Origin of the sequence: Sphingomicrobium lutaoense (assembly GCF_014195685.1) — a bacterium.
In the GTDB taxonomy this organism is placed as follows: domain Bacteria; phylum Pseudomonadota; class Alphaproteobacteria; order Sphingomonadales; family Sphingomonadaceae; genus Sphingomicrobium; species Sphingomicrobium lutaoense.
This window is the reverse complement of record NZ_JACICF010000002.1, coordinates 428,581-451,988: the sequence shown is the minus strand read 5'-3', so window position 1 is coordinate 451,988 and position 23,408 is coordinate 428,581. Positions and strand designations below refer to the sequence as shown.

The window sequence follows — 23,408 nt, the reverse complement described above, 5'->3', positions numbered from 1 at the left end:
CTCAAAACCATCGCTTATTCGTGATATATGGGGCCTTGTCATGCCCCACCACGACCATCGCTATTTCGAGAAGCGCGCCGCTCGGGCGCGCGAAGCCGCCGGACATAAGGGCGGCGGGCGCGATGCCCGGGTCGCGGGCCATCTGGCACTGGCCTATTCGGCGCTTGCCCGCAGGAAAAAGGCGCAGGACGAGCTGAGCGAAAGCTGAGCCTCCTATTCCGCCGCCGCGAGCGCGCGGGCCTCGGCTTCAAGCATCTGTTTTCCCAATTCGGCGACCGGCCGTAACGTCGGGCTGCGCCCCCGTTCGGCATAGGCGCGGTGGATGTCGAGCATGAAGGGAATAAGGCGGCGCTGCTGCGCGAGATAGGCCGCGTCGAAATCGCGCGCGCGGGCGAGTTTGTCGAGCGACTGGCGGTGATGCGGGAGGAGACGCGCCGCGGGAAGGAGGTCGAGCCGCCTTCCGGCGAAGCTCAACTGTCCCGCCAGCCCGCGCCCATTGGCTTTCTGGAGTCGCGCCAAAGCCAGCACTTCGCGGTCCTGTGACCTTTGTTCGGCGAGTGCGGCAGCGCGCACCGCGAGAAGCGCCGCCGAGGCGCTCATTTCCATGAAGGCCGCCGAGGAAAGCGGGAGGACGAGCGGAGCCGCGCTGGCCGCCGCCGGGGCGGCGACGGCGGGAGACGGAGCCGGCGTGGGTCGCGAAGCGCAGCCTGCCAGCGCCATGACGAGCATGGCGATGGCAAGAGTGTGCCTCGCGCGGTTCACCGCCCCCCTGCCCTCATCGGCCGATCATCTTTTCGGGACGGACCACGCGGTCGAAGGTCTCTTCGTCGACGAGCCCCATTTCGAGCCCCGCCTCCTTCAGCGTCTGGCCGGTCTTGTGGGCGTGCTTGGCGATCGCGGCGGCATTGTCATAGCCGATCTCGGGCGCCAGCGCGGTGACCAGCATGAGCGAACGTTCGACCAGTTCGCGGATGCGCACCTCATTGGCCTCGATGCCTTCGACCGCGCGCGCGGCGAAGCTATCCATGCCGGTCGAGAGGAGGTCGATCGAGCGCAGCACGTTGGCGCCGATGAGCGGCATGAAGACATTGAGTTCGAAATGGCCCTGCATCCCGCCCACGGTGACCGCCTGCTGGTTGCCGATGACCTGCGCGGCGACCATCGTCAGCGATTCGCACTGGGTCGGGTTGACCTTGCCCGGCATGATCGAGGAGCCCGGTTCGTTGGCGGGAAGGCTGAGTTCGCCGAGACCCGAGCGCGGTCCCGAGCCGAGGAAGCGGATGTCGTTGGCAATCTTGTTCAAGGCCACCGCGAGCGTGTTGAGCGCGCCGTGGAAGAAGACCAGCCCATCCTTGGCGGCAAGCTGTTCGAACTTGTTGGGCGCATCCTCGAAATCCATGCCGGTGATGTCGCTGATCTCGCGCACCATGTCGGCCGACCAGCCCTCGGGGGCATTGAGGCCGGTGCCCACCGCGGTGCCGCCGATCGCGAGCTTCATCACATTGCCCTTGAGCGCGCCTTCGATGCGCGCGCGGCAGCTTTTGAGTTGCGCGACATAGCCCGAGAATTCCTGCCCCAGGGTCAGCGGGGTGGCGTCCTGCGTGTGGGTGCGACCGATCTTGACGATATGGTCGAAGGCGCGGGCCTTTTCCTCGAGCGCGGCAGTGAGCGTGTCGAGCGCGGGAAGGAGGCGGTCGCGCGTCGCCAGCGCCGCCGAGACATGAAGCGCGGTGGGGAAGCTGTCGTTCGAGCTTTGCGACTTGTTGACATGATCGTTGGGGTGGACCGGCGACTTTCCGCCGCGCTGCCCGCTCAGGGCTTCGTTGGCGATGCCGGCGATCACCTCGTTGACGTTCATGTTGGTCTGGGTGCCAGAACCCGTCTGCCAGATGGTCAGCGGGAATTGGTCGTCATGCTTGCCCGAGGTAATCGCGCGGGCGGCATTTTCGATCGCGTCGGCGATCTTCTCGTCAAGGCCGTGCTTGCGATTGACCCGGCCTGCCGCCTGCTTGACGATCGCTTGGGCGTGGACCAGCCCGATGGGCATGCGCTCGCGGTCGGAGAAGGGAAAATTCTCGAGGCTGCGCTGGGTTTGCGCGCCCCAATAGGCGTCCCCTGGGACTTCGATGGGGCCGATGGAATCGCTTTCGGTTCGGGTCGTCACGAGACTTGCTCCGCTTGGCTTGATGGATTTGGCGTCCGGTTAGGACGCAGCCACGGCGGAGTCGAGTGGTCGCCTATTTCTTTTTGGTGAAATCGACCGACACGACGTTCGACCCGTCGCCGCTGGAATCGGGCAGGCGAGTCGGGGAGGCCTCTTCCTCCTCGACCTCATCGTCCATGTCCTCGTTGGGCTGGAACTTGAGGCTGAACTCGACCGCGGGATCGACGAAATCGGTCACCGCGCTGAAGGGAATGTTGAGCGTCGAGGGCACGCCGCCGAAGCTCAGCCCCACGGTGAAGCTGTCGTCGCTGACCTTGAGGTCCCAGAAGCGGTGCTGGATGACGATCGTCATTTCCTCGGGGAAACGCTCGGCCAGGTGGCCCGGGATGTCCACGCCGGGGCTTTGCGTCCGGAAGGTGATGTAGAAGTGGTGGCTGCCCGGAAGGGTGCCGCTCTGTTCGACTTCCCTCAATACGCGTCCGACGACCGCGCGCAGGGCATCCTGGACGATTTCGTCGTAGGGAATGAGGCTTTCAGGAGCTTCGTCACTCATAATTGTCGTCGATGGACGCGGGCAGCGGGCCGGTCAAGGGCGAATGGTCGTTCGGTGCGCGGATCGCTGTTCGCATGGCCGTTCCTCGAAGGACCTATTGACGGTTGGCGCTCGAAGACGAAGAAGAAGCCGTCCAAGAGGAGAGTGGATGGATGCCGATCGACCCGACCAAGCCTTATGATCCCGACAATATCTTCGCCAAGATCCTGCGCGGCGAGGTGCCGTGCAACAAGGTGGACGAAAGCGAGCATTCGCTGGCCTTCCATGACATCAACCCGCTCGCCCCAGTGCACATCCTGTGCATTCCCAAGGGCCAATATGTGAGCTGGGACGATTTTTCGAAAAATGCTTCGCCCGAGGAAATCGCCGATTTCGTGCGCTTCATCGGCAAGGTGGCGCGCGACAATGAGATGGTCGAACAGGGCTATCGCCTGCTTGCCAACATCGGCAAGCGCGCGGGACAGGAAATCCCCCACCTTCATGTCCACCTGTTCGGGGGCCAGCCGCTGGGGCCGATGCTCGCGATCTGACGAGGCGCTGCCCAAGGGACATTGCCAATTGCGGACAAGGCGTTATCCCTTGCCGCCACTTAAATTTGCCGAAGGGGAATCTTGATGGTTGCGACGACTGGTGCTGCTGCGGGCCATGAGAATTGGTCAAGCCGGACGGCCTTCATCCTGGCGGCCATCGGCTCGGCGGTCGGTCTCGGCAACCTCGTTCGCTTCCCCGCCGAAGCCGGCGCCAATGGCGGCGGGGCCTTCGTCATCTTCTACATCGGCTGCATCATCCTCATCGGCCTGCCGGTGCTCTTGTCGGAAATCCTCATCGGTCGCCACGGCCAGGCCGCGGCTCCCGATAGCGTGCGCACCGTCGCGCGCGACAGCGGCGCTTCGGAAGGGTGGTCGGTGCTCGCCACCATCGGCATGATCGCGGCCTTCCTCATCCTTTGCTATTATTCGGTGATCGGCGGCTGGGTGCTGCATTATATCGGCCTGTTCGGGGCCGAACTGTTCAACGGCGGGCCGTTCAACAGCGCCTTTGCCGGCAAGAGCGCCGAAGATGTGCAGGGCATCATGCCCGCGCTGTTCGCCGACGGGTCGCTCCAGCTGATGCTGCACATCCTGTTCATCGGCATCACCATCTTCTTCGTCGCGCGGGGCGTGAACAAGGGGATCGAATTCGTCGCCACCTGGCTGATGCCGATCTTCTTCACCATCTTTCTCGGCATCACTGCCTATGGCCTGGTGACCGGCGATTTCGCCCGGACCTTCTCCTATCTCTTCACCTTCGAACCCGAGAAGCTGACGGGGCCGGTGATGCTCGCCGCGGTGGGGCAGGCCTTTTTCTCGCTGTCGCTGGGTTCGGCGATGATGATCACCTATGGCGCCTATGCCGACCGCAACATTAACCTCGGCAAGACCAGCGCGGTCATCGCCTCGGCGGACACCTCGGTCGCGCTGCTGGCGGGCTTTGCGATCTTCCCGATCGTCTTTGCCGCCGGGCTCGATGCCAATTCGGGCATGGGGCTGATGTTCCAGACGCTGCCGACCGCCTTCATGACGATGCCGGCGGGATCGCTCATCGGCTTTGCCTTCTTCGTGATGGTCTTCTTCGCGGCGCTGACCAGCGCGGTCGCGCTGCTCGAGGCGCCGACCAGCTGGGCGATCGACCGGTTCGGCATGGGACGCGGGCGCACCACGCTCATCTCGGGCGGACTGGTGCTGCTCATCGGGGGCATCGCTTCCCTGTCGACCACGACCTTCGCGGGTTGGGAGCCGTTGGGCTTCATCCCGCTGTTCGAGGGACAGGACTTCTTCAATACGCTCGATGTCCTCACCGGCAAGGTGATGCTGCCCGTCGCGGCGCTGATCACCGCCATCTTCGTCGGCTGGATCGCCGATCGAAAACTGCTCGACGCCGAAAATGGCATCTCGGGCTGGGTGCATGTCACCTGGCGTTTCCTGGTCGCGTGGCTGTGCCCGATCGCCCTTGCCGCGATCCTCATCGTCGGCATTTTCCCGGGGATTATCGGCTAACGCATTTTTGCGATTGCGCGGCCCGCGCGGCGCGCTAATCATCGCTTTGTCCCGCGGCGGCAATCGGGCTGCCGCGGGATGGAGACAGCGGCATGAAATTTGCCCGCGTGAAGCCTCTCGATGCCATCCTTGCCACCGCCGAGAAAAAAGCCCTCCACCGTTCGCTGGGGGCGTTGCAGCTGACCCTGTTCGGGGTCGGCTGCATCATCGGCACCGGCATTTTCGTCCTGACCTCGGCAGGCGCCCAGAAAGCCGGGCCGGGCCTCATGCTGGCCTTCGTCATCGCGGGGCTGGTCTGCCTTGTCGCGGCCTTCTGCTATGCCGAGATCGCCTCGACCATCCCGGTTGCGGGGTCGGCCTATACCTATAGCTATGCGACCATGGGCGAATTCCTCGCCTGGACGGTCGGCTGGGCGCTGGTTCTCGAATATGCCATCGCCGCGAGCGCCGTTTCGGTGGGCTGGTCGGGCTATTTCGCGGGGACGATTCTCGACGAATTTCTCGGGCTGCAATTACCCGCTTTCCTTGCCGCCGGACCGCTGGCGCTGGGCGGGCAGCCCGGCGGGTTCATCAACCTACCCGCCGCGGTGATCGCGCTTCTGGTGACCTGGCTGTTGATGATCGGCACCAATGAAAGCGCCAAGGTCAATGCGATTCTGGTCGCGATCAAGGTCAGCGCGCTTACCGCCTTCATCGTCCTCACGCTTCCGGCGGTCGAGACCGCGCGCTTCAATCCCTTCCTTCCGGCGGGAGTGTTCGGCGGCTTCGGATCGGGTGTGGGCGCGGTCGGGGCGGCGGCGACCATCTTCTTCGCCTATGTCGGCTTCGACGCGGTCTCGACCGCCGCCGAGGAAACGCGCAATCCGCAGCGCAACGTACCCATCGGATTGGTCGGCTCGCTGCTCATTTGCACCATCTTCTACGTGCTGGTGGCGGCGGGCGCGATCGGCACCATCGGGGGCCAGCCGATCATGGGACCCAATGGCGTTCCCTTCCCCGCCGGATCGGAAGAATTGGCGCGGCAATGCGCGCTGCCCGCTTATTCGGGCGCGCTGGTCTGTTCGGACGAGGCCCTGGCGCACGTGCTTCGCCAGATCGGCTTTTCGAGCATCGGCAACGCCCTCGGCATCGCGGCCTTCCTTGCCCTGCCCTCGGTGATTCTCGTCCTGCTTTTCGCCCAGACGCGCATCTTCTTCGTGATGAGCCGCGACGGCCTGCTTCCCGAGCGGCTGTCGGCGGTGCATCCCAAGTGGAAGACGCCCCATGTGGTCACCGCGATCACCGGCGTCATCGTCGCGACCGGGGCGGCCTTCTTCCCGGTGGGGCAGCTTGCCGACATCGCCAATGCCGGGACACTCTATGCCTTCGCGATGGTGGCGGTGGCGGTGATGGTGCTGCGTCGCACCGATCCCGATCGCCCGCGTTCCTTCCGCACGCCGATGCTGTGGCTGGTGGGACCCGCCACCATTTTCGGCTGCGCTTTCCTGTTCCTCAACCTGCCCGCCGGAGCGATGCTGGTGCTGCCGGTGTGGACGCTGATCGGGGTGGGGATCTATTTCCTCTACGGCTATCGCAAGAGCCACCTCGGGCAGGGCCTTATCGAGGTGCACGAGCCCGAGATCCACGATATCGAGCCCGCGATTCCCGGCGTGGACGAACGCGATCCGCTCGACCCGCCGCGCCGCCCGCCGGTCACGCCCTGATCAACGCGGCGGCGAGGCAGGCTCAGGCTTCGAGGATGTGGCTGGCGAGCGCTTTCAGATCCTCTTCGGGGCGAGCGCCATAATGCTGGATCACTTCGGCGGCGGCGATCGCGCCGAGGCGTAGCGAGGCCTCGAGATCGAGACCGCGTGCCATGCCGGCAAGGAAGCCCGAAGCGAAGAGATCGCCCGCGCCGGTGGTGTCCACCAGCTCGCGGATCGGCTCGGCTCCCACGCGGGCGCGATGCCCGTCCTCGATCGCGATCGCGCCCTTTTCCGAGCGGGTGACGATCAGCAGCGGCACCTTGGGAGCGATCTTGGCAGCCGCGTCGTCGATGTCGCCTTCGCCCGACAGTTCGACGATTTCCTTCTCGTTGGAGAAGAGGATGTCGATCTTGCCTTCGTCGATGAGGCGGAGGAAATCGTCGCGGTGGCGAGCGATGCAGAAGCTGTCCGACAGGGTGAAGGCGACCTTGCGCCCGGCATCGCGGGCCGCATCAATGGCCTTTTCCATTGCCGCCTTCGGACCCGGCAGGTCCCACAGATAGCCTTCGAGATAGAGGATCGCGGCATCGGCGATGGCGGAAGGATCAATCGCTTCGGGCGGAAGCTGGTTGGCGGCGCCGAGGAAAGTGTTCATCGTGCGCTGGGCATCGGGGGTGACGAGAACGAGGCAGCGCGCGGTCGCGCCCACGTCGTCGCGCGGCGGAGCGAGGAAATCCACGCCCGCGGCCTCGATGTCATGCCGGTAGATGGTGCCGAGCTGGTCGTTGGCGACCTGCCCGATGAAAGCGGTCTTCACGCCCAGTGCGGCAAGGCCCGCGGCGGTGTTGCCGGCCGAGCCGCCCGACAGTTCACGCCCGGGGTTCATCAGACCGTAGAGCCGGGTCGCCTCTTCCTCGTCGATCAGCCGCATCGAGCCCTTGTCGAGACCCTGCTCCTCGAGGAACTTGTCGGTGGCGTCGGCGATCACGTCGACGATGGCATTGCCGATGGCAAGCACGTCGTAACGGGGCTGGTTCATTCTCGATCCTCGGTCAAATGCGATGAAGCGCGCCGCCTAGCCGCCAGATGCCGGAAGGGCAAGCTTGCGCGGGTCGCCGGACCGCGCCAATCAGCGGATATGCGCTTTCTTCTTCTCGCTCCTGTCCTGCTTGTCGCGGCCTGCGCCGCGCCGCAGCGTCCCGTCTCCCGTCCGCCGCCCGCGCCGCCGCAGGTCCAGTCGGGCGGACCGCTTCTGGGAGCGACGGCGGCCCAGCTGACCGCGAGGTTCGGAGCGCCAGCGCTACGCGTGGTCGAAGGCGATGGCACCAAGCTGCAGTTCAAGGGCCGGGCCTGCATTCTCGACACCTATCTCTACCCGCCGCGCGGCGGGCGCGGCGAAGCGGTGACGCTGCATGCTGACGCGCGCGACATCTATGGGCGCGATGTCGACCTCGACGCCTGCATCGCGGCCTTGTCCCCCACTCCGCCCGCTTCCTGACCCAATCGTTCGAGCGCCCATCGGGCGGCTTCGGCGACCACCGGATCGGGGTCGTCGAGATGTGGACGGACATGAGCGACGAGGGCCTGGTCCCCGCTGTTGCCTGCGGCAATCAGGCAATTGCGAACCATTCGATTGCGTCCGATCCGCTTGATCGGAGAGCCCGAGAACATCTCGCGGAATGCCGCATCGTCGAGCGCAAGCAGGTCGGCCAGCTTGGGCGCCACCAGCTCGGCGCGGGGGAGGAACTTCCGGTTGGCCTGCGCTTCCCTTGCGAAGCGGTTCCACGGGCAGACGGCGAGGCAATCGTCGCAGCCATAGATGCGGTTGCCCATCGCTTCGCGATATTCATGCGGGATGGGGCCGTTGAGTTCGATGGTGAGATAGGAAATGCAGGCGCGGGCATCGATCCGGCCCGGGCCGGTGATCGCGCCCGTCGGACAGGCGCGGATACAGCGGGTGCAGCTTCCGCAATGCTCGCTCGCCGGGGCGTCGTGCTCCAGGTCGAGCGTGGTGTAGATCACCCCGATGAAGAACCAGTTGCCGAGATCGCGGCTGAGAAGATTGGTATGTTTGCCCTGCCAGCCCACTCCAGCCGCGGCGGCCAGCGGCTTTTCCATCACCGGCGCGGTATCGACGAAGACCTTGAGTTCGCACCCCGTGCGCTCGACCAGCCAGCGGGCGAGCGCCTTCAATTTCTGCTTCACCACCTTGTGATAGTCGGCGCCCTGCGCATAGACGCTGATGCGCCCGACATCGCCTTGGCCTTCGAGCGCGAGCGGGTCATTGGCCGGAGCATAGCTCATTGCCAGGGCGATCACCGAGCGCGCTTCGGGCCAGAGGCCGCGCACCGATGCGCGCTGGCCCTTGCGCTCCTCCATCCAGCCCATTTCGCCATGGCGCCCTTCACCCAGCCATTGGAGCAGGTGCGCGCCCGCTTCGTCGGTCGCCCCGGCATCGCAGAAGCCGCAGGCGTTGAAGCCCAGCCGGGCCGCTTCTTCGCGGATTTGCTCTTCGAGGCTTGCCATGACGGTTCCAGCCTCTACCACTGAAGTGCATGACGAACAGCCGCTTTGCCGCGCAGGCGGATCGCCTGATCAAATATTTTGACGGCAAGCGCGCCGTGGACGGAGTGAGCCTGTCGGTTCCCGAAGGCTCGATTTTCGGCATTCTCGGCCCCAATGGAGCGGGCAAGACCACCACCATCCGCATGATGCTGGGGATCATCGATCCCGACGAGGGGCATCGCACGCTGCTTGGCTCGGACCGGCCGCTGTCGGTGGCGCATGACGTTGGCTATCTTCCCGAGGAGCGCGGGCTCTACCCCGCGATGACCGCCAAGGAAGCAATCGCCTTCATGGGGGCGCTGCGCAACCTGCCGCTTGCCGAAGGGCGGCGCCGCGCGCCCGAATTGCTTGCGCGGCACGGGCTGGAGGAATGGGTCGACAAGCCCATCCGCTCGCTTTCCAAGGGAATGGCGCAGACCGTCCAGCTTCTCGGCACCATCGTCCATGATCCCAAGCTGATCGTGCTCGACGAGCCTTTCTCGGGTCTCGATGCCATCAACCAGGGCAAGCTCGAGGAGATGATCCGGGCGCAGGCGGCGCGCGGCACCACGGTCATTTTCTCCACCCATGTCATCGCCCATGCCGAGCGGCTGTGCGAACAGGTGGCGATCATCGCCAAGGGCAAGGTCGCCTTTTCGGGCGCGGTCGATGAAGCGCGCGGACGGCTGCGTCCCGTGGTGCATCTCAAGACCCGCGCTGCCGATGGTCCGTGGCAAAGCGCGCTTCCGCCCGGAGCGAAGCCCAATGGCGGAGGCGAATATGTCTTCGAACTGCCCGAGAGCGGGCCCGAACCGCTTCTGAAGGCGCTGATCGACGGAGATGCGGGGATCGAGACCCTGTCGATCGAGCGGCCGGGGCTGCACGATGCCTTCGTCGCCATTGCCGGGCAGGCCGCCGCCGACGAGATGGAGCAGGGACGATGAGATGGCCCGAATGGATCCGCGCTGCCTTCGTCATCGCGCGGCGCGACTATCAGGCGACGGTCTTTTCCAAGACCTTCCTTTTCTTCCTGCTCGGCCCGCTGTTTCCGCTGGCGCTGGGCGCGCTGTTCGGCGGAGTGGGCAACCAGATCGCGCGCGGCGACGAACAGTCACCGCGGATTGCGGTGGTGTCGAGCGTGGAGGACTATGGAAAGCTCGTCGAAGCGCAGGCGCGCATCGCGCCGGTCATTCCCCGCATCGCGCGGGTCGAGATGGTCCATGTCGCGCCTTCGGACGACCTTGTTCGGCAAAGGCAGGAGATCCTTGCCGGAGGCCAGGGCGATGTCATCGGTGTGCTCGAAGACCCTCTTGGCGAGGAGCCGCATTTCATCGGGGGCACCGGCGGCGACAATAGTTCGGTGAAGCAGTTGGCGCTGTTCATCGAGGAAGCGCGGCAGGCCGAGGCGGCGCCTCCCGGGCGCACCCAGCTCAAGCTGACGCAGCAGGAACGGGTCGCGGCCTCGATCGAGACGGTGCGCAAATTGCTGGCCCGCGCGGGACAGATGCTCCTGTTCGTGCTCACTCTTCTTCTTTCGACCATGCTCCTGTCGCAGATGCTCGAGGAGAAGGGCAACAAGGTGATCGAGGTGCTCGCCGCCGCGGTACCGATCGACAGCATTTTCGTCGGCAAGCTCTTTGCCATGCTGGCGATTTCGCTCACCGGCATCTTCGTCTGGTTCCTCGCGGGCGCGGCGATGCTGGCCTTTTTCTACGAGCCCGGAGCGGGCGTGAACGTGCTGGGCGCGGGCCCGGCAATCGGCTGGCCCGTCTATCTCCTGCTCATCCCCGTCTATTTCGCGATGAGCTACCTCCTCATCGGCGCGGCCTTCCTCGGGATCGGGGCGCAGGCCTCGACCGCGCGCGAGGTGCAGATCCTGTCGATGCCGGTCACCATGTTCCAGGTGGTGCTTCTGCTCATCGCCTTTGCCGGCGTGGGTCGCCCCGACAGCTGGCAGGCGATCGGCGCGGCGGTCTTTCCCCTCTCCTCTCCCTTCGCGATGCTCGGGCGGGCGGCGGAGGATGCCGCGCTCTGGCCGCATCTCCTCGCGCTGGCATGGCAGGCGCTGTGGGTGGCGCTCATACTCAAGTTCGCGAGCCGCATGTTCAAGCGCTCGGTGCTGAAGTCGGGGCCGCGCGGAGAGTGGCGCAAATGGTTCGGGCGGCCGGCACGGCAGTGATGGACGCATTGGCGCGATAGGAGTAATTATTGTGCGTCAGCATCGGGAGATGGAGTCATGAGAAAATATCTCGCCGCGGCCCTGTCGATCGGCCTTCTCGCCGCGCCTGCCGCCGCGAAGCAGCAGAATGCCACTCCGACCGGGCAATGGGTCGTCGATGTCAGCGATGCCGGATGCACGGTGTTCCGCGAATTTTCGGCGGGCAAGGAGCAATATTTCCTGCACGTCAATCGCTATGCCGGCGATCCCGCGATGGAACTGGTCGTGCTCCACAAGGACAAGCTCGACAATGAGGTCTATCGGGTGACCGGCGACCTGGTGATCGACGATGGCGAAAGCGCATTGTCGCCCGAGGTCCACCGTATCGCGATGGCCGGCGGCTTCATGCGCTTCGGCGTGACGATGGACCCGGCGAGCCACCCGCTCGGACATGTCGATGACAGCCTTTCGCTCCATGCCGGGCGATTGATCGACGTGCGATTGGCGACGGGGCCGATGGGTCGCCCGCTCGAAGCGCTCGAAAGCTGCGTCGCAAGCGAGATGGACGGCTAGCCGCTCATTCGGGAGCGGGGCCGATCTGCTCCCACAATTCGATCTTCACGCCGTCGGGGTCGAGGATCCAGGCGAACTTGCCATAGGGCTCGTCCTGGCGACCGAGGATTTCCACGCCCTTTTCCTCCAGCTCGGTCTGGAAGCTGTCGAGATCGTCGACGCGCAGGTTGAGCATGAAGGGATGCGGCGAGGGATCGAGATAGTCGGTGTCGTCGGCAAAGCTCGACAGCAAGCTGAAAGGGTCGTCCTTGGGTTCGTCGGAGAAGCGGAAGACGGGGCCATATTCGCCGCTGATGCCCAGCACCTCCTTGTACCATCGGCTGCTTTTCTCGACATCGGCGCGCTTGATGAAGACGCCGCCCAGTCCGGTAATCCTGCCCATATTGCTTCCCCTTGTTTCCTGCCGCTGCCATAGCAGGCCGCGATGATCAGCGCACGGATCGACAGTCGCGCCATCTGGGCGCTCGCCATTCCGGCGATGCTCACCAATGTCGCGACCGCGCTGATCGGGATCGGCGACATGTGGATCGTCGGTCGCCTTGGCGATGCGGCGACCCAGGGCGCGGTCGATGTGGGCGCGCGGCTGTTCGCTCTCGTGTTCACGGTGATGAATTTCCTCAAGACCGGCACCACGGGGATGGTCGCGCAAGCGGGCACCCGCGAAGGCGAGCGGGCACAGGCGGAACTGCTTGCCCGCGGACTGCTGGTCGGCGTGACGATCGCCGCGCTCCTGCTTCTCGCCAAGCCGATCCTGCTGCCACTGCTTCTCTCGGCGCTGGGGGCCGAGGGCGAGGTGCTGCGCGCCGCGCGCATCTATGCCGACATCCGTTACTGGAGCGCGCCGGGCGTGATGGCGAACCTCGCGCTCATCGGCTTCCTCGTCGGGCGGCGACAGGTGCGCACCGCGATGGCAATCGAGATTGCCTATAATCTTCTCAATGTGGGGTTGGGACTGTGGTTCGTGCTGGGCCTCGGCATGGGGATTTCGGGGGTCGCCTGGTCGAGCTTCATCGCCGAATATGCCAAGCTCGCGCTGGTCGGCACGCTCATTCTTGCCAGCCCGGCGGGGCGCCATCTTCTCGGCGCGGCGCGCGAGCGGGCGCAGTTCGGGCTGGCGGCGCTGCGCCCCTTCCTGATCGTCAACCGCGACCTTTTCCTGCGCACGGTGGTGCTGATGGTCAGCCTCGCCGCGCTGACGCGCTTGAGCGCCGAGCGGGGCGCGGTGACGCTCGCGGCCAACGGGATCATCTATCAATTGTTCGTCTTCTCGGCGCTGCTTCTCGACGGGTTCGAAAATGCCGCGCAGGTGCTCAATGGCGAGCGCAAGGGAGCTGGAGACCGGGCAGGCTTCGTCGCTTATGTGAAGGCGATCACGCAGCGGGGCTTTGTCGCGGCCCTCTTGCTTGCAGGGGCGTTCGCCCTGTTCGCCGATCCGATCCTGGCGAGCTTCGCGGCCACGCCGGCTGTGCGCGACGCGGCGCAGGAAATGGCGCCATGGCTGGTCCTCATCCCCTTCGCGGGGGTGGCCGGCTTCGTGTTCGACGGGGTGTATGTCGGAGCCAGCTGGACCCGCCACCTGCTGTTCACGATGCTGGGGGGCGCAGCGGCCTATGCGCTCGCGCTATGGCTGACCTGGCCGCTGGGCAATCATGGCCTGTGGGCGAGCTTCACCCTGTTCCTCGTGGCACGGGCAGTGTGGCAGGCGGCCTTGATGGGCCGCCTGACCCGTGCGGAATTCGACCGTCCCTAGCGCGAGGAAAGCTGGCGCGAGGAGAGGATGCGGTTCGAAGCGTCGGTGACGACTTCGTAGAGACCGCCGTTCGAGGAACGGACCTGCCGCACCGTATTGCCCGCCGCGTTCACCGTTTCGTTGACGAGGCTGAGGCCGCTGTTGGCCAAGTTCAGAAGCTGGCCTTCGCGAAGCAGCGTGGTGGTGAGGTTTCCGACGGTCGAAACGGCATTGTTGGCGACATTGCCGACGGTGCCGACGGTATTGTCGACCGTGCTGAAGAGCCCTTCGACGATCTCCGGATTATTGTCGATCGTCTGGAGCGTGCGGTCGATGATTTCCTTCACATTGTCGAAGCGAACGATGAGCGTCGCCTGCGCCTGCACGCCCTTGATGCCGATCTTGACCTTGTCGACGCTGGCATTGGCGCCCGCGGTCAGCTTGAGGAGATTGGCGAGCCGGGCATCGAGCGAGATGTCGACTTCGAGGCTGTCCACCTCGACGGTGAGTTCGTCGATCGACAGGTTGGGAATGTCGAGCAGCACGTCGGGCTGGTTGCCCGACTGCATGGCAGCGCGCGCGGCAGGCGACATCTGACCCATCTGGCCCATCGCCTGCTGGCGTTGCTGCTCCTGCTGGCCCGACTGGGCCAGCGCGGGGGTGGCGAAAGCGGTGGTGGCGGCAAGCGCCGCGATCAGAAAACGCATGTTGAAACTCCCTGTTTCTTCCTGTGGAGCCTCAACGTTGCGGACTGTCCCCGGTTTCATCGGCAGGCAGCGGATCGGCAATTCTTGCCTCGATCCGCAGTTCGTAGCGCTGTCCATCGCCGCTGGCCTCGGCACGGCTGCCGCCGTCGGGCGTGGCAGTGGCGGCGATGGTCGCCTGCCCCTTGCTTTCGACCTTCACTTCGCGCGCCTCGACGGTGGCGACGAGCGCGATATCGGGAGCGGGCGGCGCCGCCTGGAGAAGAAGCATCCAGAGCATCAGTGCACGAACCTCGCCACCACGTCGCGATAGGAGCGGCTCACCTTCACTTCGGCACCCGAACCCAGCACGAGGAAACATTCGCCATTGGTGTGCGGCTTGACCTGCTTGACTTGGTCGAGATTGACGATGGTCGAGCGGTGGACGCGCTGGAAGTGGCGCGGGTCGAGACGCTTTTCGAGATCCTTCATCGTTTCGCGAAGGATAAGCGTATTGTCGCCGGTCTGGATGCACATATAGTCGCCCGCGGCGTCGATCCGCTCGATATCGCCCACGTCAACGCGGAAGATCTGGCCCTGGTCGCGGATGTTGATCACCTGCTCGTAGCGGTTCGCCGAGGGGGCATCGCTGCTGCCTTCGGCGATTTCCTCGGCCGCCTGCGGGGCATGTTCGGCGAGCGCTTCCTGCAGTTTCTCGGCCTTTTCGGCGGCATTCTTCTCGCTCAACCGCTCACGCACGCGCTCGAGCGTCGATGCGAGCCGGTCCTCGTCGACCGGCTTGACGAGATAGTCCACGGCCTCGGCCTCGAATGCCTTGACCGCATGGTCGGCATAAGCGGTGACGAAGACGAACAAGGGCGGCTCGACGTCCATCATTCCCGAAATCACCGAGAAGCCGTCGAAACCGGGCATCTGGATGTCGAGAAAGACGAGATCGGGCTTGTGCGTCTTGATCTGGCGGATGCCTTCGCGCCCGTTGGAGGCGGTGGCGATGATCTCGATATCGTCATGCGCCTCGAGGCGCAGTTGCAGGCCCTGGATCGCCAGGGGTTCGTCATCGACTAAAATGGTCCGAATGGTCATAATTTTTCCGTTCGATATGGAATCTGGATGATAACGCTAAAACCCCCATGTTCGTTCGATTGCGTCCGAAATCCATGGGCCGCGCCATAGGCATTGGCCAATCGGTCGCGAATATTCTGCAGTCCAACGCCTGTCGACTTGGTCGGCTCCCTGCTTGCCGCTTCTCCCGGGCCGCTGTCGGACACCTCGATCACCACCGCCGCGCCTTCGCGCCGGGCCTTGACCCAGATGTCGGCGCCTTCCTCGGCAGGAGTCACCGCATATTTGATCGCATTTTCGACCAGCGGCTGAAGAAGCAGCGAAGGCAGGCGCGCGTTCACCGTATCGGCATCGATGCGGAAATGCGGGCGCAGCCGGTCCTCGAAGCGCATTTTCTCGATTTCGAGATAGAGCTTGAGCGTCTCGACTTCCTTGGCGAGCGGCACCTTGGCGGTGGGCTCGTTGACGAGCGTGTAGCGTAGGAAGTTCGAAAGCCGCGAGAGCATCGCGTTGGCGCGTCCCGTCTGTTTCAACAGGACCAGCGTTGAGATCGAATTGAGCGTGTTGAAAAGGAAATGCGGATTGAGCTGGTAGCGGAGCATCGCGAGATGCGCCGAGGAAGCCTGGCTTTCGAGGAGCATCCGCTGGTCGATCTGGTCTTCGAGCAGCAGGTAATAGTTGATCCCGTAATAGAGCGCCGACCAGGCGGCGAGCAGCGAGAAGCCGAGGATCACCGCGCCGAAGAATTGCACGCCCGCGGGCTGGAACTCGGGATTGACGAAGGTCGAGATGCTCCATGTCTCGACAAAGGAGAAGATCGCCGCCGCGATCGAGACGAGAAGGAGCGACACCAGCGCGGTGACCGTCGCCTGCATGGTGATCAGCCGCTTGTAGACCGCCGCGAGAAGCAGGGTGAGCGAATAGCCGGTGGCGGTAAGAATGAGCGCATGGACCGCGAAGATCGCCCCGAAATTATTGGCGACCCCGGTAAGGAAGCGCAGAATGAAATAGCCCGACCAGCCAAGCGACTGGAGGATCCAGAAAGCGCGGTTCTTGTCCGCGAAGAAGGGTCGGTCGAGACCGCCCGCCTGCCCTTCCTTGCGGGGGCCGATGGGGACCTGCTGACCGGCATTCTTGGCGAGCGTCGCCACCGATTCCCGCTGGAGACGCTTGACGCCGCCGGGTTGCGATTTGCCTTCCTTCATCGTGGAGACAGGATCCCTAGCCAATGATACCGCCTTTCATGCCAGCCAACATAGGCGCGCAAAAGCGCATCGCCTAGGCTTGGCGCAGCCCCCCATGGGGTCTAGGGGACGAACGGGAGGCATTTCGCGTTCCGGTGCCTCGCAGCACAAGAGGAGATTTTGTCCATGTCCGCGCGTCTATTCACCCTTGCCCTGTCCGCGCTTCTCTTGGCGTCGTGCCGGAGCGGGGACGAAGCCCCCCAAGGTAACGAGATGGCGGCCAACGACATCGCGCCGATCCTCGACCGCGAAGATGCCGTCGACGTCCACAGCTATGCCAAACCGCTCGAAGCGCGGGTCTATCATGTCGCGCTTGACCTCGACGTCGATTTCGACGCCAAGCGGGTGGCAGGCACGGCGACGCTCGATATCGACGCAAAGGACGATGCCGAGGAAATCATTCTCGACAGCCGCGGTCTGACGATCAATTCGGTCACTGCCGCCGACGGTGAGCCGCTTGCCTATGAAGTCGGCGAGGAAGACGAGACGCTGGGCGCGCCGATCAGCGTGAAGATCGGCGATGCGCGCCGCATCGTCATCGACTATGTCTCGGCCGAGAATTCGACCGCGCTCCAGTTTCTCAGCCCCGAACAGACTGCGGGCGGTCGCCATCCCTTTCTCCTTAGCCAGGGTCAGGCGATCGAGAACCGCAGCTGGATCCCGACGCAGGATTCGCCGGGCATCCGCCAGACCTGGGAAGCCAAGATCCGCGTTCCCAACCCGCTCACCGCGGTGATGAGCGCGGCGACCATCGGCGATCCAGTTCCCGACGGGAAGGACCACCGCATTTTCAGCTTCGAGATGGAAAAGTCGGTGCCGCCCTATCTCATCGCCATCGCGGTGGGCGAGATCGAGAAGCGCTCGCTTGGCCTGCGCTCGGCGGTCTGGGCCGAGCCCGAGACCATCGATGCGGCAGCTGCCGAACTGGCCGATACCGAGCGGATGATCACTGCCGCCGAACGGCTGTTCGGGCCGTATGAATGGGGCCGCTATGACATGATCGTTCTGCCGCCGAGCTTCCCCTTCGGCGGGATGGAAAATCCGCGCCTCACCTTCCTCACCCCGACTTTCATCGCGGGCGACAAGTCGCTCACCAGCCTCATTGCGCACGAATTGGCGCACAGCTGGTCGGGCAACCTTGCGACCAATGCCACCTGGGCCGATTTCTGGCTCAACGAAGGGATGACCGTCTATGCCGAGCAGCGCATCGTCGAAGCGGTCTATGGCAAGGAAGCCTATGACCAGCAGGTTGCACTGAGCCTCGAGGGCATTCGCGGCGAGATCGAGGAGCTGGAAGAATGGCAGCAGGCGCTCGCCATCGACCTCAAGGGAAAGCATCCGGACGACGGTTTCAACGGCGTACCATATGAAAAGGGTGCGGCCTTCCTGCGCACCATCGAGGCGGCGGTCGGGCGCGAAGCCTTCGATGCCTTCCTCAAGGGCTGGTTCGAGCGCCATGCCTTCGAGCCCGTGACCTCGTCCATGTTCCTCGAGGAAGTGCGCGAATATCTGATCAAGGGCGACGAGGAACTCGAAGCCTCGCTGCGCCTCGACGAATGGGTCTATGAAGCGGGCATTCCCGACAATGTGGCGCCCGCCAATCCCGAGGCCTTTGCCGAGGTCGATGCGGCGGTGAAAGCCTTCGACAATGGCGAGACCCCCAACCGCGAGGCCTGGGTCGGCTGGAATACCGATGAGCGTCTCCGTTTCCTCGGCAGCATCGAGACCGACCTGCCCAACAACCGGCTTGCCGCTCTCGACCGGGCGTTCGGCCTGTCGCAGACCGGAAATAATGAGATTCTCTTCCTCTGGCTCAAACTGGCGGTCGAGAACCGTTACGACCCCGCCTTGCCGCGTCTCGAGGAGTTCCTCACCAGCCAGGGGCGGCGCAAATTTGTCGCACCGCTGATCACCGCGCTCGCCGAGGATAAGGAATGGGGGATGCCGATCGCCAAGCGTCTCTATGCCAAGGCACGGCCTCTCTACCATCCGATCACGACCCGCGGACTGGACCTTTTGGGGATCAAACCGGACCTTCCGGGAGGGACTGCGGCGGGGCAATCTTAACCCCGATGTAACCCTCTTGGCCTAGGGATTGACCACTCGATCACCAACGGAGTGGCAATGTACAAGGCCCCAGACCGGTACAAGCGGATGATTTCGGCCCGTCTGCCAGACGGAGAATCGCTCGGCGTCTCGACCTTCGCCGACGATCGTTCGAGTTCGCCCCTGCGCGACGTCCAGCTGATTGCCAGGGCCCAGTTCGCTCCCCTGTTCAGCATCGCCAATATCGTGGCAGCGCTGCTGGTCGCCGCGGCGCTGCACAGCGCACTCGACATGGCGCAGGTGATGGGGTGGATCCTGCTCGTCGCCTCGGCCAACGTGCTGTCGATGATGTGGGCGCGCAAGCAGGCCGTGACCCATATCGGCCGCTCGGGGCGCAAGGTGCCGATGGCCGTCCTTGTCGGCGACGTGGTGCTGCGCGGACTGGCCTGGCTCAGCCTGCCGCTTTTTTCCTTCGCGTCGCTCGCTCCGCCCGAGCAGGTGATCCTGGGCTCGATCATGGCGGGCCTCGGCGTCGCCGCCCTCGGGCTGGTCGTCATCCCGATCTGCGTCATGGCGTGGATGGCGCTGTTCACCGCAGGCCTTTGCTACGCGATGGTGATCGCCCGCTCCGGCATTCCGTTCGAGCATATGCTTTCGATCCTGTTCATTCTCGGCGTGTCGATCGTCGGGGTGGTGCATGTCGCGCGCTGGGCGTTCGGCCAGCTCAAGACCACCGCCGATTTCGGCACCCAGTCGGAAAGCGCCAATCTGCTTCTCCAGGAATATGAAAAGCGCGGCGTGGGCTGGCTCTGGCAGGTCGACGATGAAAACCGCGTGACCTATCTGTCGAGCCGCATGGTTGCCCTTCTCGGTAAGCCGTCGAGCCAGGTGATCGGGCAGAATTTCCCCGGCCTGCTCGGCGAGCATAAGGAATTGGGTAGCGTGCTTCTCGAGAAGAAGCCCTTCACCAATCTCGAGATGGAAGTCTCCTCGCGCCGGGGCAGCCGCTGGATCTCGATCTCGGGCGACCCGATCGTCGATACCGCCGGCCGTTTCGAGGGATTCCGCGGCGTGGGCTCGGACATTACCGAGGTGCGCGCGACGCAGGAACGGCTGACCAATCTTGCCAACATGGACGTGCTGTCGGGACTGCCCAATCGCGGCCGCGTCCGCCAGCTTCTCGGCGAGGCGCTGCGCACCGCGAACCAGTCGAATGTGCCCTGCGCGATCATGTTCCTCGACCTCGACGGGTTCAAGCCGGTCAACGATACCTTCGGCCATCCCAAGGGTGATGCGGTCTTGCAGGCGGTCGCCAAGCGACTGTGCAACGAAGTCGGCGACCTTGGCCATGTCGGGCGCATGGGCGGCGATGAATTCGCGATCGTCATCAAGGACGCCCAGTCGCGCAAGAATATCGAGACGCTCGCCGCATCGATCATCACGGCGATCAAGGAACCCTATATCATCGACGAGACCGAGATTCGTATCGGCGTTTCGATCGGTTGCGCCTTCGGACCGATCGACGGGGCGACGGTCGACGACCTTATCCTTAAGGCCGACCTTGCGCTCTACGAAGCCAAGGGCGCGGGCCGGGGCGTCGCCAAATATTTCTCCTCCGAACTGCAGAGCGAGCAGGACGACCGGGTGCGCCTCGAAAGCGACCTGCGCGCCGCCGTCGCTTCGAAACAATTCCACCTCCTCTACCAGCCGCTCGTTTCGGCCAAGGACCAGAAGCTGGTGGGCTTCGAGGCGCTGATCCGCTGGCAGCACCCGACGCGCGGGCTGATCCCGCCGCCCGTCTTCATCCCGATCGCCGAGGAATGCGGCCTGATGATGCAGATCGGCGAATGGGTGATCACCGAGGCCTGCCGCACCATCTCGCAATGGCCCGAGCCGATCACCGTGGCGGTCAACATCTCGCCCAAGCAGATCTGCATGCCCGCGCTGCCCAACATCGTGAGCCAGTGCCTTGCCCGCTACAAGGTGCCGGGCAACCGGATCGAGCTGGAAGTCACCGAAGGCGTGTTCCTGGGCAACAACACGGTCACGCTCGACAATCTCAAGCGGCTGCGCCAGCTCGGCGTGGGCATCGCGCTCGACGATTTCGGGACGGGCTATTCCTCGATCGGCTATCTGAACAAGGCGGTCTTCCACAAGCTCAAGATCGACGGCAGCTTCGTGCGCGAAGCCGGCACCCGCGAGGAGAATGTCGCGATCATCCAGTCGATCGTCCAGCTCGCCAAGTCGTTCCGCATGAACGTCACTGCCGAGGGCGTCGAGACCGCCGAGGATTTCGAGCGCATGCGCGATCTTGGGGTCGATACGATCCAGGGCTATCTGTTCGGCCGTCCGCTGGCCTTCGACCGCGCCGATCAGATGGTGCGCGGAATGGTTCGCCAGAAAGCGAGCTAAGCCGCGCCGCAGTCAGTCGCCGAGCAGGTCGCAGATTGCCGCGTCGAGCGCATCCGGGCGGAAGGGCTTGGCCAATAAAGCGGCATCTGGCGCCGCTTCGCGGATCGCATCGGTCTCGTTATAGCCGGACACGAACAGGATCGGCAGGTCGGGGTCCTTTTCCAGCATCGCCGCGGCGATCTCGGCGCCCGAACGGCCCGGCATAATATAGTCGAGAATGACGACATCGGGCTCGAACTGCTTCAGCAATTTCATCGCCGTTTCGCCGTCGGCGGCCTCGGCGAATGCATAGCCACTTTCATCGAGACTGGCGCAGATATAGCTGCGCACCTGTTCGTCATCGTCGACGACGAGCACCTTCTTGCCCCTGGTGTCACAGCGCGGTTTCAACGAGCCGCTGACGGGAACGCCGCGCCCCTCGTCCTTGTCGTCGGCATTGCGCAGGTAAAGAAGCACGGTCGTGCCTTCGCCCGGCATGCTGGCAATGCGCGCGGTGCCCCCAGACTGACGCGCCATGCCATAGACCATCGACAGCCCCAGCCCCGTCCCCTTGCCCACTTCCTTGGTGGTGAAGAAGGGATCGAAGGCGCGATCGACGACATCCTGCGGCATCCCCTCGCCCGTGTCGGCAATCGACAATTCGATATAGTCACCGGGTTCGAGTTCATGGTCTTCGCTCACCGTGACTCGGCGCGAGGCGAAGCGCAGCAGGCCCCCGTCGGTCATCGCGTCGCGGGCGTTGATCGCGAGGTTGAGGATGGCGACCTCGAGCTGGGTAGAATCGGCCATGACCTTCATGTCCTGGTCCTGGAAATCGAATTGCTTCTCGATCCCGGGGCCCAGCACGTTGCGAAGCAGGGGGCGCATTTCCTCGATCAGGCGGCCCACGGTGACCGGCGCCACTTCGAGCCGCTGGGTACGGCTGAAGGCCAGAAGCTGCCCGGTGAGCCGCGCACCGCGTTCGGCCGCCGACAAGGCGTTTTCTGCATATCGCTTGAGCTTTTCGTCCTCGACCCGCTTGGCGATGAGATCGAGGCCGCCGACCACGACGGTGAGCAGATTGTTGAAATCATGCGCGATCCCGCCGGTCAGCTGGCCGAGCGCTTCCATCTTCTGCGCCTGGCGAAGCTGGTCCTGCGCGATCTTGAGTTCAGTGACGTCGCGCCCTTCGCCGACGAGGAACAGCGGCTTTCCGTCGGCGTCGGTGACGGGCTTGATCGTCACCATGATCTGGTTGTCGCCCTCGATGGTGCGGATGGTCATCTCGCCGGTGACCGATTCCCCGGCTGCCGCGCGCTCGACCATATCGACGAGCTTTTCCTTGCTGTCGTCGAAGGGGGCGAAGGCAGCGATTTCCCAAGGCTTGTGGCCGCGCATTTCCTCGATGGTGATGCCAAGACCCTCGACCACGCTTCGGTTGACCTCGAGATAACTGCCGTCGAGCGCCATGATCCCGACCATCTCGAGGCTTTCGAACACGGCCTGGAAGCGCGCTTCGGTCTGCGCCAGTTCGCCTTGCTGATCCGCCACTTCACGGCGCAGCTCGAGCTCGGCTTCCTTGGTTCCCGTGACATCGCTCGCGGTCCCGATATGGCCGATGAAATTACCTTCGGGGTCGAAGCGCGGCTGGCCGACGGCGTGAAGCCAGCGATATTCGCCCTCGCGGGTCTTGAGCCGCCCGATAAGGTCGTACGCCGTGCCCTTTTCGCGCGCCGAGCGGATTGTCTCGACCACACGGCCGCGGTCGTCGGGGTGGATGCGATCGGTCCAGTCCGAGCGCGGATCGTCGACGACCGTGTCGCCGAAATATTCGCGGCATGCCTCGTTGGCGAAATCGCGGCTGCCGTCCTTGCGGCTGACCCACATGAGGACGGGGGCGCTGTCAGCGATGCGGCGGAAGCGCGCTTCGCTTTCGCGCAAGGCGATTTCGGTGGATCGCTGCTCGCTGACGTCCTGGATGACGAGAACGATCCCCGCGATCTCGCCGCGCGCGTCATAATGGGGGATATATTCGGAGCGGGTGGTCAGGAGGCCGCGGGTCGGGTGATGGAATTCTGCCACGAACAGTTGGCGCTGCCCCTTCGCAGCGGCTTCGAGCAAGGGGCGGCGCGTCTCGTAGGTCCGCGCGTTCATCACGTCCTTAATGCTGCGCCCGAGAAGCTGCGAGCGCGGACATTCGAACCAGTCGGCGAGCGGACGATTGACGAATCTGAACTGAAGATCGGTCGAGCAGAATGCCATCATGACCGGCAGGGAATCGGCGATCCCTAGCAGGGCATGGAAATCAAAGCCCTCCCCCAGGCCAGCACCATCCAAAGGACCCTCCCTGGCTTGGCCATCCACAGTCGGCTGATCGGGTTGAACGGGGGCGGTGCGTGCTGATTGTTCGTCACGCATCATTTCGCTCGCCTGCGGCGGCGACTCGCTGTCCCCCCAGCGGTCCATGCCCTTAATTAACCCAAAACCCGTTCAAGAGTCACGCGTGGAGCGCGAAAGAT

Annotated in this window: 22 protein-coding genes; 11 read left to right on the top strand and 11 right to left on the bottom strand. The window is 64.3% G+C overall.

Translation table 11 applies throughout. From position 1 onward, the window contains the following. Window positions 1-40: 40 nt before the first annotated feature. Entirely contained in the window at window positions 41-208 is a 168-nt protein-coding gene (locus FHS50_RS10515) for a hypothetical protein (protein ID WP_183934378.1), read from the top strand. A 5-nt stretch (window positions 209-213) separates the two neighbouring features. Here the strand turns inward: FHS50_RS10515 and FHS50_RS10510 are convergent, their stop codons facing one another. The 3 genes from FHS50_RS10510 to FHS50_RS10500 form a co-directional block, all read right to left on the bottom strand. Continuing rightward, complete coding sequence (locus FHS50_RS10510; RefSeq protein WP_183934377.1) at window positions 214-762, bottom strand: DUF4142 domain-containing protein; 549 nt, start codon at window positions 760-762, stop codon at window positions 214-216. Between the two features lie 13 nt (window positions 763-775). Continuing rightward, on the bottom strand, window positions 776-2,164 hold the full coding sequence (fumC, locus tag FHS50_RS10505) for a class II fumarate hydratase (protein WP_183934376.1): 1,389 nt from the start codon (window positions 2,162-2,164) through the stop codon (window positions 776-778). A 73-nt stretch (window positions 2,165-2,237) separates the two neighbouring features. Next, complete coding sequence (locus tag FHS50_RS10500) at window positions 2,238-2,717, bottom strand: SspB family protein (RefSeq protein WP_183934375.1); 480 nt, start codon at window positions 2,715-2,717, stop codon at window positions 2,238-2,240. Window positions 2,718-2,869: 152 nt separating this feature from the next. Here FHS50_RS10500 and FHS50_RS10495 point away from each other — a divergent pair, with 152 nt between their 5' ends. From FHS50_RS10495 to FHS50_RS10485, 3 genes are all read left to right on the top strand, one after another. Next, a complete protein-coding gene (locus FHS50_RS10495) occupies window positions 2,870-3,247 on the top strand; it encodes a histidine triad nucleotide-binding protein (protein ID WP_183934433.1) in 378 nt (125 codons plus the stop codon). An 84-nt stretch (window positions 3,248-3,331) separates the two neighbouring features. After that, window positions 3,332-4,753 carry a sodium-dependent transporter gene (locus FHS50_RS10490; protein ID WP_183934374.1) on the top strand — a complete coding sequence of 474 codons (1,422 nt, stop codon included), beginning with the start codon at window positions 3,332-3,334 and terminating at the stop codon, window positions 4,751-4,753. A gap of 92 nt (window positions 4,754-4,845) precedes the next feature. After that, window positions 4,846-6,456: an amino acid permease gene (locus FHS50_RS10485; RefSeq protein WP_183934373.1), complete on the top strand. Its 1,611-nt coding sequence runs from the start codon at window positions 4,846-4,848 to the stop codon at window positions 6,454-6,456. Between the two features lie 22 nt (window positions 6,457-6,478). Here FHS50_RS10485 and FHS50_RS10480 read toward each other — a convergent pair whose 3' ends face one another. Next, the gene (locus FHS50_RS10480; protein ID WP_183934372.1) at window positions 6,479-7,477 is read right to left on the bottom strand and encodes an adenosine kinase; all 999 of its coding nucleotides are present in this window, start codon (window positions 7,475-7,477) and stop codon (window positions 6,479-6,481) included. Between the two features lie 99 nt (window positions 7,478-7,576). Here FHS50_RS10480 and FHS50_RS10475 point away from each other — a divergent pair, with 99 nt between their 5' ends. Further along, window positions 7,577-7,936, top strand: coding sequence for a hypothetical protein (locus FHS50_RS10475; RefSeq protein WP_183934371.1), 360 nt, complete (start codon window positions 7,577-7,579; stop codon window positions 7,934-7,936). Here FHS50_RS10475 and queG read toward each other — a convergent pair. Further along, window positions 7,870-8,964: a tRNA epoxyqueuosine(34) reductase QueG gene (queG, locus tag FHS50_RS10470; protein WP_183934370.1), complete on the bottom strand. Its 1,095-nt coding sequence runs from the start codon at window positions 8,962-8,964 to the stop codon at window positions 7,870-7,872. The genes FHS50_RS10475 and queG overlap by 67 nt on opposite strands. A 29-nt stretch (window positions 8,965-8,993) precedes the next feature. On the opposite strand from queG, the gene FHS50_RS10465 reads away from it, so the two are divergent. The 3 genes from FHS50_RS10465 to FHS50_RS10455 are packed head-to-tail and all read left to right on the top strand — an operon-like array spanning window position 8,994 to window position 11,713. After that, window positions 8,994-9,926 (top strand): ABC transporter ATP-binding protein, encoded by a 933-nt coding sequence (locus tag FHS50_RS10465; RefSeq protein ID WP_183934369.1) that lies wholly within the window; start codon window positions 8,994-8,996, stop codon window positions 9,924-9,926. Continuing rightward, window positions 9,923-11,161, top strand: a complete 1,239-nt coding sequence (locus FHS50_RS10460) for an ABC transporter permease (protein ID WP_183934368.1) — start codon at window positions 9,923-9,925, stop codon at window positions 11,159-11,161. Before FHS50_RS10465 ends, FHS50_RS10460 begins: the two co-directional genes overlap by 4 nt. A 57-nt stretch (window positions 11,162-11,218) precedes the next feature. After that, entirely contained in the window at window positions 11,219-11,713 is a 495-nt protein-coding gene (locus FHS50_RS10455) for a hypothetical protein (RefSeq protein ID WP_183934367.1), read from the top strand. A 4-nt stretch (window positions 11,714-11,717) separates the two neighbouring features. Here the strand turns inward: FHS50_RS10455 and FHS50_RS10450 are convergent, their stop codons facing one another. Next, window positions 11,718-12,095, bottom strand: coding sequence for a VOC family protein (locus FHS50_RS10450; RefSeq protein WP_183934366.1), 378 nt, complete (start codon window positions 12,093-12,095; stop codon window positions 11,718-11,720). A 42-nt stretch (window positions 12,096-12,137) separates the two neighbouring features. Here FHS50_RS10450 and FHS50_RS10445 point away from each other — a divergent pair, with 42 nt between their 5' ends. Further along, window positions 12,138-13,463 (top strand): MATE family efflux transporter, encoded by a 1,326-nt coding sequence (locus FHS50_RS10445; protein WP_183934365.1) that lies wholly within the window; start codon window positions 12,138-12,140, stop codon window positions 13,461-13,463. Here the strand turns inward: FHS50_RS10445 and FHS50_RS10440 are convergent. The 4 genes from FHS50_RS10440 to FHS50_RS10425 are packed head-to-tail and all read right to left on the bottom strand — an operon-like array spanning window position 13,460 to window position 16,437. Then, the gene (locus FHS50_RS10440; protein WP_221184919.1) at window positions 13,460-14,149 is read right to left on the bottom strand and encodes a hypothetical protein; all 690 of its coding nucleotides are present in this window, start codon (window positions 14,147-14,149) and stop codon (window positions 13,460-13,462) included. The genes FHS50_RS10445 and FHS50_RS10440 overlap by 4 nt on opposite strands. A gap of 31 nt (window positions 14,150-14,180) precedes the next feature. Continuing rightward, entirely contained in the window at window positions 14,181-14,426 is a 246-nt protein-coding gene (locus FHS50_RS10435; RefSeq protein ID WP_183934364.1) for a hypothetical protein, read from the bottom strand. Further along, window positions 14,426-15,229 (bottom strand): LytR/AlgR family response regulator transcription factor, encoded by an 804-nt coding sequence (locus FHS50_RS10430; RefSeq protein WP_183934363.1) that lies wholly within the window; start codon window positions 15,227-15,229, stop codon window positions 14,426-14,428. The genes FHS50_RS10435 and FHS50_RS10430 overlap by 1 nt, the downstream gene beginning before the upstream one ends. Then, on the bottom strand, window positions 15,226-16,437 hold the full coding sequence (locus FHS50_RS10425) for a sensor histidine kinase (protein ID WP_246333123.1): 1,212 nt from the start codon (window positions 16,435-16,437) through the stop codon (window positions 15,226-15,228). Before FHS50_RS10425 ends, FHS50_RS10430 begins: the two co-directional genes overlap by 4 nt. A gap of 141 nt (window positions 16,438-16,578) precedes the next feature. On the opposite strand from FHS50_RS10425, the gene FHS50_RS10420 reads away from it, so the two are divergent. Together FHS50_RS10420 and FHS50_RS10415 are read left to right on the top strand one after the other, a co-directional pair. Next, window positions 16,579-18,519 carry a M1 family metallopeptidase gene (locus FHS50_RS10420; protein ID WP_183934362.1) on the top strand — a complete coding sequence of 647 codons (1,941 nt, stop codon included), beginning with the start codon at window positions 16,579-16,581 and terminating at the stop codon, window positions 18,517-18,519. Window positions 18,520-18,576: 57 nt separating this feature from the next. Further along, window positions 18,577-20,910 (top strand): putative bifunctional diguanylate cyclase/phosphodiesterase, encoded by a 2,334-nt coding sequence (locus FHS50_RS10415; protein ID WP_183934361.1) that lies wholly within the window; start codon window positions 18,577-18,579, stop codon window positions 20,908-20,910. 12 nt (window positions 20,911-20,922) lie between these two features. Here FHS50_RS10415 and FHS50_RS10410 read toward each other — a convergent pair whose 3' ends face one another. Beyond that, window positions 20,923-23,307, bottom strand: a complete 2,385-nt coding sequence (locus tag FHS50_RS10410) for a hybrid sensor histidine kinase/response regulator (protein ID WP_281376580.1) — start codon at window positions 23,305-23,307, stop codon at window positions 20,923-20,925. Window positions 23,308-23,408 lie beyond the last annotated feature (101 nt).